Origin of the sequence: Neisseria sp. HMSC064D07 (genome assembly GCF_001837185.1) — a bacterium.
Lineage (GTDB): Bacteria > Pseudomonadota > Gammaproteobacteria > Burkholderiales > Neisseriaceae > Neisseria > Neisseria flavescens_C.
Genome location: NZ_KV831707.1, coordinates 118,207 through 133,125, shown reverse-complemented (window position 1 = coordinate 133,125; position 14,919 = coordinate 118,207). Strand labels below are relative to the sequence as shown.

General features: G+C 48.0%; 13 protein-coding genes. 10 read left to right on the top strand and 3 right to left on the bottom strand.

What is annotated here, in order from left to right; genetic code table 11:
- Both HMPREF2608_RS10125 and HMPREF2608_RS10120 read left to right on the top strand, forming a co-directional pair.
- Positions 1-1,013: adenine-specific methyltransferase EcoRI family protein (locus HMPREF2608_RS10125; protein ID WP_283122315.1), on the top strand; the 1,013-nt coding region annotated here is incomplete at its 5' end.
- A 14-nt stretch (positions 1,014-1,027) separates the two neighbouring features.
- A complete protein-coding gene (locus HMPREF2608_RS10120; RefSeq protein ID WP_283122314.1) occupies positions 1,028-2,140 on the top strand; it encodes an HNH endonuclease family protein in 1,113 nt (370 codons plus the stop codon).
- Positions 2,141-2,427: 287 nt separating this feature from the next.
- Here HMPREF2608_RS10120 and HMPREF2608_RS10115 read toward each other — a convergent pair whose 3' ends face one another.
- From HMPREF2608_RS10115 to HMPREF2608_RS10100, 3 genes are all read right to left on the bottom strand, one after another.
- Complete coding sequence (locus HMPREF2608_RS10115; protein ID WP_070826932.1) at positions 2,428-3,285, bottom strand: CAF17-like 4Fe-4S cluster assembly/insertion protein YgfZ; 858 nt, start codon at positions 3,283-3,285, stop codon at positions 2,428-2,430.
- Between the two features lie 122 nt (positions 3,286-3,407).
- A complete protein-coding gene (locus tag HMPREF2608_RS10110; RefSeq protein WP_070629721.1) occupies positions 3,408-3,971 on the bottom strand; it encodes a peptidylprolyl isomerase in 564 nt (187 codons plus the stop codon).
- Between the two features lie 200 nt (positions 3,972-4,171).
- Positions 4,172-6,394: a TonB-dependent receptor gene (locus HMPREF2608_RS10100; protein WP_070826930.1), complete on the bottom strand. Its 2,223-nt coding sequence runs from the start codon at positions 6,392-6,394 to the stop codon at positions 4,172-4,174.
- Positions 6,395-6,634: 240 nt separating this feature from the next.
- On the opposite strand from HMPREF2608_RS10100, the gene HMPREF2608_RS10095 reads away from it, so the two are divergent.
- From HMPREF2608_RS10095 to HMPREF2608_RS10060, 8 genes are all read left to right on the top strand, one after another.
- Positions 6,635-8,401, top strand: coding sequence for an ABC transporter ATP-binding protein/permease (locus tag HMPREF2608_RS10095; protein WP_070826929.1), 1,767 nt, complete (start codon positions 6,635-6,637; stop codon positions 8,399-8,401).
- A gap of 146 nt (positions 8,402-8,547) precedes the next feature.
- Entirely contained in the window at positions 8,548-9,279 is a 732-nt protein-coding gene (locus HMPREF2608_RS10090; protein ID WP_070826928.1) for a glycosyltransferase family 2 protein, read from the top strand.
- Positions 9,279-10,223 (top strand): restriction endonuclease, encoded by a 945-nt coding sequence (locus tag HMPREF2608_RS10085; protein ID WP_070764997.1) that lies wholly within the window; start codon positions 9,279-9,281, stop codon positions 10,221-10,223. The genes HMPREF2608_RS10090 and HMPREF2608_RS10085 overlap by 1 nt, the downstream gene beginning before the upstream one ends.
- 14 nt (positions 10,224-10,237) lie before the next feature.
- Positions 10,238-11,167, top strand: coding sequence for an LpxL/LpxP family acyltransferase (locus HMPREF2608_RS10080; protein WP_070826927.1), 930 nt, complete (start codon positions 10,238-10,240; stop codon positions 11,165-11,167).
- 26 nt (positions 11,168-11,193) lie between these two features.
- A complete protein-coding gene (locus HMPREF2608_RS10075; RefSeq protein ID WP_004519960.1) occupies positions 11,194-11,631 on the top strand; it encodes an acyl-CoA thioesterase in 438 nt (145 codons plus the stop codon).
- Between the two features lie 103 nt (positions 11,632-11,734).
- The gene (locus HMPREF2608_RS10070; protein ID WP_070764994.1) at positions 11,735-13,114 is read left to right on the top strand and encodes an MATE family efflux transporter; all 1,380 of its coding nucleotides are present in this window, start codon (positions 11,735-11,737) and stop codon (positions 13,112-13,114) included.
- A 70-nt stretch (positions 13,115-13,184) separates the two neighbouring features.
- On the top strand, positions 13,185-14,225 hold the full coding sequence (gene murB / locus HMPREF2608_RS10065; RefSeq protein ID WP_070826926.1) for a UDP-N-acetylmuramate dehydrogenase: 1,041 nt from the start codon (positions 13,185-13,187) through the stop codon (positions 14,223-14,225).
- 18 nt (positions 14,226-14,243) lie between these two features.
- Complete coding sequence (locus HMPREF2608_RS10060; protein WP_070826925.1) at positions 14,244-14,885, top strand: TetR/AcrR family transcriptional regulator; 642 nt, start codon at positions 14,244-14,246, stop codon at positions 14,883-14,885.
- Positions 14,886-14,919 lie beyond the last annotated feature (34 nt).

The following is a 14,919-nucleotide window of genomic DNA, read 5'->3' as shown; positions in this document are numbered from 1 at the left end:
TACTTTTAAAGGGGTTTGATATGGCAGGCAACAAATCCCTTCACGCGGCAAACAAAGCCAAAAACGATGAGTTCTACACCCAGCTTTCCGACATCGAAAAAGAGCTGCGGCACTACAAACACCATTTCAAAAACAAAACTGTTTATTGCAACTGCGACGACCCGCGCGTCAGCAATTTCTTCCATTATTTTTCTTACAATTTCGAGCATCTCGGCCTGAAAAAGCTGATTGCCACCTGCTACAAAAACCAAAACAGCGACCTGTTCAGCCAAAACGACAGCGAACAGGCGGTTTGGCTGGAATATACAGGGGACAAAGACGGCAACGGCATTCCCACCCCCGAAGAAATAGCAGTCAAACCGCTGAAAGGCGATGGCGACTTCCGCAGTGAGGAATGTATCGAACTGTTGAAACAGGCTGATATCGTCGTAACCAATCCACCGTTTTCGCTATTTCGGGAATATGTGGCGCAGTTGGTTGAATATAGCAAGAAATTCATCATTATCGGCAATCAGAATGCCATTACCTATAAAGAGATTTTTCCCTTGCTAAAAGAAAATAAAATATGGCTTGGCAACCATAATGGTGATATGGCATTCCAAGTGCCTGATTATTATAAGCCAAAAGCAACACGCTATTGGCAGGATGAAACGGGACAAAAATGGCGAAGTATGGGAAATATCTGTTGGTTTACCAACTTGGATATAGCCAAACGCCATGAAGAACTGATTCTGTACCGAACCTACAACCCCGCCGATTATCCGCAATACGACAACTACGATGCCATCGAAGTATCCAAAGTTGCCGATATTCCCTGCGATTACGATGGCGTAATGGGTGTGCCGATTACGTTTTTGGATAAATACAATCCCGAGCAGTTTGAAATAATTGGAACTAGCGATAGAGGGGGCGACGGATTGTTGGAATATATCAAGAAGGTTCATGACCGGTATGATGCCCCTGTTGTAAAAGGGAAAGGGATGTATAAACGCATAATGATTAGGAGAAAATAATCATGAAAATCCAAATGACCACTCTCACTATCCGCGAACTGACGGGCTACGACAGCGAAACCAAAAAAGCGGCGGGCTACACCGACAACAACGAAGACGGCGTGCGCGCTTATGAAGGAAAACTGGACGTTCGCCCGCCCTATCAGCGCGAGTTTGTCTATAAAGACAAACAGCGCGATGCCGTAATTGATACCGTATTGAAAGGATTTCCGCTCAATGTGATGTATTGGGCGGTGCGCGATGACGGCACGTTTGAAATCGTGGACGGGCAACAGCGCACTGTTTCCATCTGCCAATATGTGAACGGCGATTTTGCCTATATGATGCGCTACTTCCATAATTTGCAGGCAGACGAACAGGAGAAGATTTTAAATTACGAACTGACCATATACCAATGTGAAGGAACAGACAGCGAAAAGCTGGACTGGTTCAAAACCATCAATATTGCGGGTGAGAGGCTAACCAACCAAGAATTGCGCAACGCCGTGTATTCGGGCAACTGGGTAACGGATGCCAAACGCCATTTCAGCAAAACCAACTGCGCCGCCTACCAAATCGGAAAAGACTATTTGAACGGTACAGCCATCCGCCAAGACTATTTGGAAACCGCTATCGGATGGATTGCCAACCAAGACGGAGACGAAGCAGTCTGCAAATATATGGCGGTTCACCAACATGATAAGAATGCTGATGATTTATGGCTGTATTTCAAAAATGTGATTGAATGGGTAAATCTGAAATTTCCCTTCAAGCGCACCAAACTGATGAAAGGGCAGCCTTGGGGATTCCTATACAACTGTTTCAAAGATACCGATTTGGATAAAGACGTATTGGAAGCGGAAATTGCCAAACTGATTGCTGACGACGATGTGGAAAACAAAAAAGGGATTTACCAATATGTCCTAACGCACGATGAAAAGTATTTGAACATCCGTGCTTTTTCAGACAGCATCAAACAGAAGATTTACGAAAAACAAGACGGCATTTGCCCACACTGCGAACAGAAATTTGAATTGTCGGAAATGGAAGGCGATCACATTAAACCGTGGTGTGAAGGTGGGAAAACGGTTGAAGAGAATTGCCAGATGTTGTGTCGGGACTGCAACCGGAGGAAATCTAACAAATAGCAAGCCGTAGCCTGCATTCCCACCAACCGCGTGCGTGGCTACGCCACACACCCTACCTGCGGGCGACGCAAACCTTAAGATTAAGGTGTAGGGTGTGTGCGGTACGCACGCACGCGGTTTTTGTTGCTACCGAATGATTCCAAACCATGCCGTAATCCAGTCAGCAGCAAACGCAGCTTGGGTCATGTACCAACAAAACTCAATATCAAAGGCCGTCTGAATTTCAGACGGCCTTTCTGTTTTCATTTCAAGCTGATATTTAAGCTTTTTATTCAATCATCTGACAATCAATCTTTCTCAACCGTAAAAAACAGTTCTTCCTGTTTCAAAGCATTACCGTCTGCATCGGTCAATGCTGCTTCTGCTGCGGAAAACTTGATAACGGCGAGGCTGAGGCTGCCTTGCTCTGTGAGTGCAGTATTAAGAATAACGCCTGCTTCTTCCTCGCCGACTTTGATGGCAATACCGGCGGCTTCTAAAGAATCGCCGCTTAATGCGGCCAGACCGCGTTTGACTTGGCCTCGGTATTGGGCGCGGGCGATGATTTCTTGGCCGGGGTAGCAGCCTTTACGGAAATGGACTGCACCAATGATGTGTTGGTTGAGCATTTGGGCAACAGCCGCTTCTTTGGTTGCGGCGCAAATCCACGGATAGCCGCTGCGGATTTCGTGCAGGTTCCACGCGTTTTCGGCTCCTGCTTGATATTCGGCTGCATTTTCGGCTGCTGAAATTTTCAGACGGCCTGTGTGCGGCAAGGTAATTTCTACGGTGTTTTCTTGAATTTGGGCTGAAAAAGACAGTTGCGGTTCGGTAGCAGGATGTGGTTCTGCATTGTCTGCCAACTCGCCGCTTACTGCCAAATCAGGCATCAGCTCGAAGACGACTTTTGCACGCAAGACAAACATTCTCAGGCGTTTGACGATGGCTTCGGTCAAATCTTGCGCCATGATCAACAGTAAATCTTCTCCTCGATTGACGACCAACATATTCGCCAACACACGGCCTTTAGGCGTATTGTATGTGGCATAACATGCCTGACCGGAAGCTAAATTATTAATATCGTTGGATAATTGGCCATGAAGAAATGAAGCTCTGTCTTCGCCGCTGACACGGACAACACCGAAAAAAGGCAGGCGGGTTTGCATAATCGACTCCTTAAATTGTGGATGCTGAATTATCGCCCAAATTGCCGCTTATTATCAAATAAATAAATTCAGGCCGTCTGAATGTTTCAGACGGCCTGTTGTTTGGATTCAAACAATCAAAATTATTTGATGCTGACTTTGCGGATAATCACGGCTTCGGTTGGAACGTCTTGATGATAGCCGCGTGTCGCTGTTTTTACTTTGCTGATTTTACGGACGACGTCCATGCCGGAAGTGACTTTACCGAAAACGGCATAGCCGTAGCCTTGAGGGGTTTTGCTTTTGAAATTCAAAAAGTCGTTATCGGCTGTATTGATAAAGAACTGGCTGGTTGCGGAATTTGGATCGCCGGTGCGAGCCATAGCGATGGTGCCGACGTTGTTTTTCAAGCCGTTGTCTGCTTCGTTGTTGATGGCTTTATCGGTGGATTTTTGAACCATTTTCTCGGTAAATCCGCCGCCTTGAATCATAAAATTGTCGATAACGCGGTGGAAAATCGTGTTGTCGTAAAAACCTTTTTTGGCGTAATTGACAAAGTTTGCCACGGTTTTCGGCGCTTTGACTTCATCCAGCTCCAGTTGGATGTTGCCCATATTGGTTTCAATCACTGCATGGGTAACCGCTTGCGCTTGCACGGAAAGTGAGAGTGCGAGGGCGCACAAGGTCAGTTTGATGGATTTTTTCATATGTCTTCTCGAATGATGTATTGTGAAAATGGAATATTAACCTTGTTTCGCGTGAAATCCATAAAAAACATGTAAGATTTTTCAAGCAAAAAACATAAGGCAATCAAAATCAGGCCGTCTGAAAAGGGATAAAAACCAAATTCTTGCTTTTTATCATTCCCTTTCAGACGGCCTGCTATTACGGTCAAACCGAAATCAGATTAGAAATCCAATTCCGCTTTCAGCCAGTAAGTACGCGGCATACCGACGACGGCGAAGCTGCGGTCGTATTGGCCGCGCTGAACCTGCCAGTAGTTTTTGTTAAACAGGTTTTCTACCGAGCTGCTGACAGTTAAAGTATTTTTGCCGAGCTTGGTTTTGTAGCGCGCGCCTACGTCAACCAAGGTATAGGACGGGAAGGCGTATTTTTTTTGCGTGTCTTGGTAAGACTTGCCGAAGTACGAAACGTTGCCGTTCAAGGTCAAGCCTTTGGCAAACGGGGTGTCCCATTCCACGCCTGCTTTGGCAATCACGCGCGGGTTGGCAACTTGTACGCCGTTAACCAAATTGTCGGCAAAATTCGGATAATCTTTTACAGTCGATTGCAGATACATCAGACCGAAAGTCGGACGCAGGGTTTTGTTCAACAAGTTGGCATAGGTATTGAACTCGATACCGCGGCTGCGTTCCATACCTTGCTCAGAACCGCTATAAGCCAAGCCCGCATTTTTGCGCGTTGCAAAATCAGTACCTGAAGTCGTTTTACCGAACCAGTAGCCCGGACGTTTGATTTGGAATGCGTTCAGCGTCGTTACGAAATCGCCCCAGTTTTTACGTACGCCGACTTCAAATTGGCGGCTAACGCGCGGATCTGCCATCGTTACATGACGGTCTTCATCAGTACGGATGACGGACGGCTCCAAATCTTCCATATAGTTTCCGTAAACCACCAAATCAGGCTGCGGAACCCATGCCGCCATCAACATCGGGCTGAAACGGCTCGCATCTGCTTTGCGGCCGTTTAATTTGTCTTTCTGCTCGACGGCTTGGAAACGTCCGCCCAAAGTGAGGCGGTATTTATTGTCGGCAAAACCCAGTGTGTCGGATACTGCCAAGCTGTTTACTTTGATCACGGTATCCACTGAAGGCGTTGCACTCCATGCCGTTCCTAAGTTGGAATCCAATTTTGCCAATTGGGTTGGAATATCAAGGCTCGGATCGATAACGCTGCTTCGTGTTTGACGTGCGCCTTGATAAGTGGTGCGTTTACGGTCGATACGGTCAAATGCGGCACTCCAGTTGTGACTTACCGGACCGGTTTCAAATTCGCCGCGCGCAGTCAGATTCATACTGAGCGTTTTGAAACGCTGGTCAGTCAGGCGCGCGCGACCGGAATTGTAGGTTAAACCGCTGTCTGTAACGGTCGGAGAGGCGAAATTACCGTAATAGCGCGCATTGTTGTAGCCGATACCGCCTGTAATTTGGGCATTTTCAAACGCATCCCATTCAAAAGTCAGCATATTCGTTTGACCGCGCGTGTTTTGAGCCTGCCAGCTCGGCGCCAAATTCACTTTGCCTTCAGGCGCGTCAAACAAGCGGCCGTTGGCGTTTTGAATATCTTGGATACGCGCACGGCCGCCGTTGGTTTTGCGTTTTGCGTAGATGGAATCGAACGCCACGCGCAGTTTTTCGCCGCGATAGTCGGCATTCAAGGCAAATTCTTTGTTGTCTTCGCTGTAACCGTGGCGCGGGGTGTCGCCGTGGCGCAGTTTGCCATTGGCGCGCACACCGAATTCTTTGTTTTCGCCGAAGCGTTGACCTAAATCGAACGTACCTTGGGCGCGGTTGTTGCTGAACCAGCCCAAACCGATTTTGCGGTTGCCTTCGTCGGCAGCTTTTTTAGTTTCGATATTGACGGAACCGGATACCGCGCCTTCAGGGTCCATACCGTTTACGGCGGTGGACGCGCCTTTAATCAGTTGCGCAGAACCGACTTGCACGCTGGCCGTGCCTTGCGTACCGTACATACCTGCCAAACCGTTGACGCTGAATTGGCGCGCATCAAGTTGGTAACCGCGGAAATACAGGCCGGTCAATGTATTGCTTTCGCCGCCGAACTGCCAAACGGAAGCGTCTTTTTTCGCTACGGCATCCACCAAAGTACGCGCTTCGGTGTTGTTGAGGGCTTGTTCGTCGTAGTTGACGACGGTAATCGGCGCGGTAAAGGCGTTGGCTTTGCCCAATACGCCCAAGTTCACGCGATCGCGCAAGTCGCCGTCGCTGGCGATGGAATAAGAACGGGCGGCTTTGACGCGTTTGGCGTCAGCGCGGACATTGACTTCCTGCAACTGCTGTTGCACGGGGGTTTCGGGTGTCGCTTCATCGGCGGCATAAGCGAATGCGCTTGCAACCACAAGCGGCATCAGGGCTAATTTGCTGTTCATAAAATACCTTCTGGTTTGAAATATTAATAATTCTTATTTCTTATATCGAGTAAAAAATTACAAAGTAATTTGGTTTTGCGATTATATTTGATAAGATTTCTGCTTTCCACAAAAACAAATAAGAACCGTTTGTAAATACAAAAAAATACAACAGTTCAGAAAACTATTATTACAGTTACCATAGTCAAATAAATTTGCCGTCCTTTCAGACGGCCTTTACTTCCTTTCAGAGAACACCCCATGCAAAAATGGCAAATCGAGCTTTATTCCACGCCGTCTTGGCTATTGCAGACCTTATTGATGGTCGCCGCAGCCTCGGCGGTCATTCTGTTTTTTGCACGCAACACACGCTTCGGGCGCGAGTTTAGCTATATCCTGCGCCTGTGCCTGACGCCGAAAAGTACGGTCAAAGTATTGCTGCTGATTACGGCGATGATTACGCTGCTGTTAACCGAAGTACGGCTGAATGTGTTGAGTACCTTTATGTCCAAAGGGCTTTACGACTCGATGCAGGATTTGAATGCCTCCGCGTTTTGGATGTTTGCAGCGATGAATGCAGGCGTGGTGTTGATACGGGCGTTTAACAACGTCGTCAACGACTTTCTCGATCAAGGCTTGGCGATTAAATGGTCGGAGCGGCTCAATGAAGTTTTGACTTCACGCTGGCTTGCCGACAAAAACTACTACCGCCTGCAAATGCGCCACCACGCGCCGGACAACATCGACCAGCGTATCCAACAGGACGCACAGGATTTCATTGCCTCGACCATAGAATTTGTGCGCGGCATGGTCAATTCGGTCGTTACCTCGCTGGAATTTGCCGTTGTTTTGTGGGGCTTGGCAGGCATCCTGACCGTGTTCGGTTTCGACATTCCGCACGGCATCGTTTGGTTTGTCTATATGTTTGTGATTTTGGCGACCTTTATCGCCATGTGGATAGGCAACCCTTTGATTCGTTACAACTATGAAAACGAAAAGCTCAACGGCGACTACCGTTATTCCCTCATCCGCGTGCGCGACCACGCTGAAAGCGTGGCGTTTTACAGCGGCGAAAAACACGAACACGACCAGCTTTCCGACCGCTTTAAAGCCATTATCCGCAACCGTTGGCGCATTACGCGACAAAGCGTTTGCCTGAGCGGCTTTAACGATATGTTCACTAACGGCATCAAACTCTTCCCGATTATTTTGCAAGCTCCGCGCCTGTTTGCCGGACAAATCAAAATCGGCGACATCCAGCAGACCGTCCAAGCCTTCGCACGACTGCAAAACGCGCTGTCTTTCTTCCGGATGTTCTACAACAAATTCACCGCCTACCGCGCCCGATTGGAGCGTCTGTACGGTTTTTTGCTGAGTACGGAAGAAAAACACACCGCACGACAACCTGACCTTACCGAAGTTTCAGACGGCCTGATCTTAGAAAACGTTGCCCTATACCGCCACAACGGCGAAGTTTTATTAGACGGTATCAATATCAACCTCAAAAACGGCAACTCCCTACTGATACGCGGCCCAAGCGGTTGCGGCAAAACTTCGTTGCTGCGCACGCTGGCAGGGCTTTGGCCTTTCGGCAGCAGCGGTAAAGTCAGCCATCCGCCGCATCAAGACATCCTCTTCCTGCCGCAACGCCCGTACACGGCGCAAGGCAGCCTGCGCGACGCGATTTGTTACCCCGACATCGACAAACAGCATCCCGAGTTAGCCGAAGCCATGAATACCTGCCGATTAGGTTATCTGGTTGATAAATTAGATAAAACCGATGACTGGCAACACAAACTCTCCCCGGGCGAACTGCAACGCGTCGCCTTCGTCCGCGCCCTGCTCTCGCAGCCCAAAGTCATCCTGCTCGACGAAGCCACCGCCGCCTTGGACGAACCGACCGAAGCCATGCTCTACCGCGCCTTAAAACAAAAACTGCCCGACAGCATCATCATCAGCATCGGCCACCGCAGCACGCTCAACGAATTCCATGATTTATGCCTCGATGTCGGTCATGTACAATGCTGAATTAATGGCATATAAAAGGCCGTCTGAAACAGTGAAAAACGAAATCTAACGATTTTGTCATCGCTGTTTCAGACGGCCTTTTCAAACGCCATGGCATGTTTATTTGCTATACTCTGCATTGTGTTAACGTCGTCTAAAAAATATTTATGAAAACCCTGGCCCTTATTCCACATTACAACCACCCGACCACCATCAGCCACGTTGCCCAAACCATGCGCGGCTTCGGTTTAAACGTTTTAATTGTGGACGACGGTTCACGCGAAGAATGCAAACCTGTATTGCAGGCTTTGATTTCAGACGGCATTGATGTCCTTTACCGTCCCATCAACGGCGGCAAAGGTGCAGCGGTCAAAACCGGCTTGGAATACGCTCAAGAACATGGCTATACCCACGTCTTGCAGGTTGATGCAGACGGTCAACACTGCTTGAGCGACACTCCCAAACTCCTCGCCGCAGCAGAACGAAATCCCGAAGCCGTTGTTTGCGGCTGGCCGCAATACGGCGATGACGCGCCCAAAGCACGGCTTTACGGACGCAAAATTACCGATTTCTGGAATATGCTGCACACTTGGTCATGCGACATCAAAGACGGCATGTGCGGCTTCCGCCTCTATCCGCTTGCACCCGCGCTATCCGTCGTCCGCGAAGAAACCGTAGGCGACCGCATGGACTTCGATACGGAAATCCTTATCCGCCTCTACTGGCGCGACGTCAAACCGGTTTGGATTAAAACGCCCGTCCAATACGCCGCCGACGGCGTGTCCCACTTCGATGCCTTTGCCGACAATGTCCGCATCAGCAAAATGCACACACGGCTGTTTTTCGGTATGTTGAAACACCGATTGGGCAAAATTTTTAATCTATATAAAGACTTATGATGACTATCCCACATTTTTCAGAATTACGTAAACCTATATTAGAAAAACTATCTGATGGAAAAGTTTGGAAAAAATCTGAACTCACCGCACCATTAGCTAAATATTTCTCACTAAGCGATGAAGAAATAACGAAAGAATATGAATCTGGAAATGGCATTATTTTTAATGATCGTATTTCCTGGACATTAAGTTATTTAACTCTATGTGAATTACTAGATCGTCCCAAACGAGGGTACTATGTCATTAATTCACTAGGAAGACAATTTCTCTCCAAAAGCAATCAAGAGATTAATGAATATATCGATAAAACAATGGCTTTACGAAATAAAAAAATAAAATCTGAGCCTGTTTTACAGATCACTTTGTCATCAAAAAACTCTATTGAGGAAACCCCTCAAGAACTATTATATGCATCATACAAAACCATACGTCATGAAATATATACTGAAATTATAGACACCATTATCAGTAAAACACCCAAGGTTTTCGAAAAATTAGTAGTCGATTTATTACAAAAAATGGGATACGGTGGTGCAGTAGAAAATTCAGGGACAGTAACTCAATATAGCAAAGATGGTGGTATTGATGGGGAAATTAAGGAAGATATATTGGGATTTGGGAGAATTTATATACAAGCTAAACGATATAAAAAAGATTCCACTATTGGTAGACCAGAAATTCAACGTTTCGTAGGTTCATTAATGGGGAGAAATGCAGACAAGGGAGTTTTTATTACCACCGCCCAATATTCAAATGATGCAATTGAATATGCAAATACTTTACCCAATGCCAAAGTTGTTTTAATAGATGGAATGAAATTGGCAGAATATGTATACCAATATGATTTAGGTATGCAAACAGAACAAACTTTTAGCATTAAAAAGCTAGATACAGATTTTTGGGATTCTCTACTAAACGATGATGTGCAATCCTCTATAACTTAATTCACACCCAAACCATGACCGACAATAAACAAACCCATTGGGCGGCGCAGCCCGAACGCGGCAACCGCCTGTTTCTCGCTCTGACCACATTGATGGTGCGCTATCTGCCGGCTTTTTTCATGAGGCCGTGCATTTGGTTTGTGGTGCTGTATTTTTATGCAACCGCACCCAAACCGCGCCGTCATGTCTTACGCTATCAAACCCGTCTTCAGACGGCCTTTCCCCATACCGTCCTGCCGAAACACAGCGTATTCAAACAATTCATCGCATTTGGCGAAGCGGTTTGCGACCGTTTTGCCGTGTGGCAACGCAAAATCCGTTATGAAGATTTGGTAATTGAAGATCCGGACGATATCTATTCGCAAGTCAAACGCAACGAACGCGGCCAGATTTTTGCCTGTTCGCACTTAGGCAATACCGAAGTTTGCCGTGCGCTGGTGTCGCACCATAAAGATTTCAGACTTAACGTATTGGTGCACAGCAAACACGCGCAGGCATTTAACGAGGCATTGCAAAAAGCCGGCGCAGATCATATCCGTCTGATTCAGGTGACAGATTTGGACACCACCCTGATGATGGAATTGAACCGCCGTATCGAAGACGGCGAATGGATTGCCATCGCGGCCGACCGTGTGCCTGTACGCGGCGAGAAAACCGCCGACATTAATTTCTTAGGCCACACTGCCCCTATGCCGCAAGGCGCATGGCTATTGGCTGCGCTTTTAAAAACGCAGGTAAACACGCTGTTTTGCGTCAAACAAAACGGCCGCTATCATTTGAAACTGCGCCGCTTTACCGATACTTCCAGCTGGAAACGCGGCAGCCGCGAGGCTTCCGTCAAAGACGCGATGCAGCGTTTTGCCGACATTTTGGCGCAAGAATGTGCGCAAAATCCGCTACAATGGTTCAATTTTTATGATTTTTGGGGCGAAGATGCCGTCTGAAACCATCACACTTACTCTTTTAAACCATGAAAAAACACATCTACTGCCAACACAGCTTTGAAACCGAAGTTCCTTTTTTTGACGTAGATGCCATGCATATCGTGTGGCATGGCAACTATGTCAAATACCTTGAAACCGCACGTTGCGCTTTTTTGTCTTCCATCGGTTACGACTACAACGAAATGGGACGGCAGGGGTACAGCTGGCCGATTGTGCAGATGAACCTCAAATACATCCGCCCTGCCCGTTTCGGCCAAAAAATCCGCGTTGATATGGACATCGTCGAGATCGAAAGCTGCCTGCGTATCGATTACACCATTTACGATGCCGAAACCAACGAAAAACTAACTCGCGCTTCGACTACCCAAGCCGCAGTATCGCTTTCAGACGGCCTGATGCAGTTTCAAACGCCGGACAGCTGGTTGGAAGCAGTAAAAAGACATCCGACATTTAAGGCCGTCTGAAAAATTTAGCGATTAAACAACATATTGCCTGCTTATCAGCATTACCCTTTATAATTTTACGTTTCTGTTTCAGACGGCCTTTATCCTCAATCCACACACACTTATGCTACTGAACCTCAACCGCTTTGCCTTTCCTGTTTTCTTAAAAGAAACCCGCCTGCTTACCGCCCTCGCCCTGCCTATGCTGTTGGCCCAAGTGGCGCAAGTGGGTATTGGTTTTGTCGATACGGTGATGGCCGGTGGCGCAGGTAAGGAAGATTTGGCCGCGGTGGCTTTGGGCAGCAGCGCATTCTCAACGATTTACATTACCTTTATGGGCGTGATGGCGGCGTTGAACCCGATGATTGCCCAGCTGTACGGCGCAGGTAAAACCGAAGAAGTCGGCAAAACAGGAATGCAGGGCATTTGGTTTGGCTTGTGTTTGGGCGTATTCGGCATGCTGTTGATGTGGGCAATGATTATGCCTTTCCGTCATTGGCTGACATTGAACGATTATGTCGAAGACACGATGGCGCAATATATGTTCTTTACCAGCTTGGCAATGCCGGCCGCTATGATACACCGCGCCCTGCACGCTTATGCCTCCAGCTTGAACCGTCCGCGCGTGATTATGTTGGTCAGCTTTGCGGCATTTGTGTTGAATGTGCCGCTCAACTATGTGTTTGTTTATGGCAAATTCGGTATGCCTGCTTTGGGCGGTGCAGGTTGCGGCGTAGCAACGGCAGCGGTATTTTGGTTCAGCGCATTGGCTTTGTGGCTTTATATTGCCAAAGAAAAATTCTTCCGTCCGTTTGGTTTGACGGCAAAAATCGGCAAACCTGATTTGGCGGCTTTCAAACAGATTTGGAAAATCGGCGCCCCCATCGGCTTGTCTTATTTTTTAGAAGCCAGCGCGTTTTCGTTTATCGTCTTTTTGGTGGCACCATTCGGCGAGGATTATGTTGCCGCCCAACAAGTCGTCATCAGCCTGTCGGGCATCTTGTATATGGTTCCGCAAAGCGTCGGCTCTGCAAGCACGGTACGCGTTGGCTTTTCACTCGGACGGCGCGATTTTTTGCGGGCGCGTTATATTTCAGGCGTGTCGCTGGTGTTGGGCTGGGTACTTGCCACCTGTACCGCACTGCTCTTGGTCATCTTTCGCTTTCAGTTGGCCGGTATGTACACCAACGATGCGGCCGTATTAGGCATTGCCGCGACCGTTTTATTTTTCGCTTCCCTATTCCAACTGGCAGACGCCACCCAATGTATCGCTTCATATGCGCTGCGTGGCTATAAAGTGACCAAAATGCCGATGTTCATCCATGCCGTGGCTTTCTGGGGCTGCGGCCTGTTGCCCGGCTACCTGCTTGCCTATCATGCCAATATGGGTATTTACGGCTTCTGGACCGCGCTGACCGTTTCGCTGACGATTGCCGCCATTGCATTGGTATGGTGCTTGGAGCTTTGCAGTAAAGAGATGGTCAAATCACATAAGGCCGTCTGAAAAATACAAGCAGTCTTTCTCCAATGATTGCGCCATTTAATCAACGAATTCCTATTTTAAAGTTAAACCCATGCAACCCATCCAATACCAAACCGACCTTACCCCTTACAACACTTTCGGCCTGAAAACCCAAGCCCAAGCATTTGTTGCACTAAAACATTCCGACGAGTTGCGCGACATCGTCCGACTGCCCGAGTTCGACCGAGATACTGTTTTATGGCTCGGCGGCGGCAGCAATATCCTTTTGATGGAGGACTACGCCGGTCTGGTTGTGCATATGGAAAACAAGGGAATACGCGAAATTGAGTGTTCAGATGGCCTGGTTTATATCGAAGCTCAGGCTGGGGAAATTTGGCATGATTTTGTTTTGCATACGGTTGAACTGGGTTTAAGCGGGCTGGAAAACCTCAGCCTGATTCCGGGCACGGTCGGCGCGTCTCCGGTACAAAACATCGGTGCATACGGCGTTGAAGTCAAAGATGTTATCCATAGCGTACGCTGCTTTGATTTGGATACGGAAACCTTTGTCGAGCTTTCCAATGCCGACTGTGACTTTGCCTATCGTGAAAGCCTGTTCAAACAGGAAGGCAAAGGCCGTTATGTGATTGTTTCGGTTGTATTTGCGTTGAAAGAGCATTTTGTGCCGAACTTGGGCTATGGCGATTTGGCGGCAGCGGTTGCCGAACTGAGCCAAGGCCGAGAAGCAACAGCCAAAGATGTTTCCGACGCAGTGTGTTCAATCCGCAACAGTAAACTGCCTAATCCTAACGTACTTGGTAATGTCGGAAGTTTCTTTAAAAACCCTGTTGTCAGCGCTGAAAAAGCTGCCGATTTGTTACAGCAATACCCCAATATGCCACGCTATCCGCAGCCTGACGGTTCGGTCAAACTCGCGGCCGGCTGGCTGATTGACCAATGCCGTCTGAAAGGCCATCAGATCGGCGATGCGGCAGTGCATGACAGACAGGCTTTGGTTTTGGTGAATAAAAACAATGCATCCGCGCAAGATGTCCATCAGCTGGCACAATATGTTTGTAATACAGTATTTACTCAATTTCAGGTAGAATTACACGCAGAACCCAACTGGCTGCCGACTTCATACAGCCTATAAAACAAAGGAGTGTATCCCATGCCGCGCATTGCTAAAGTCAACACTTACACACGAATCATCAATGCCAGCCTCGCCTTGTTCAACGAAGAAGGCGAGCGCAATATCAGCACTAACCATATTGCCGCCCACTTGGGCATCAGCCCAGGCAACCTCTACTACCATTTCCGCAACAAAGACGAAATCATCGTCCAATTGTTTAAACGTTACAGCGATGCCCTGCTTGCCTACCTTAACGAAGCCGTATTGCCGTCTAATGTTGAAGACTCCATCAACTACATGGCCGGTATTTATGATGTGATGTGGGAATACCGTTTCCTTTTCAGCGATGTGAACACCCTGCTTGCCCGCAGTGCCGAATTATTGGGCGAACACAATACCTTTACCCAAGCCAAAGTTTCCCCGCTGTTGGTCAACCTGCTGACCCAGCTCAACGGCTTGAACATCATCAGCGCAGACCAAACCGCCATGAACGACCTTGCCGTCAATATGTGGATGGTGACGAAATACTGGTTCGACTTCGACAGCTCCCTGCGCGGCCGCGCCAAGTTGACCGAAGATTCCAAAGTACGGGGCATCAGCCGCACACTCAGCCTGTTGCGCCCTTACCTCCTGCCGGAACACCGTGCCAAATTCGACCAAAAAATCGGCAGCAACCATTGATTTTTCCATACAAAGGCCGTCTGAAAACGTGGCT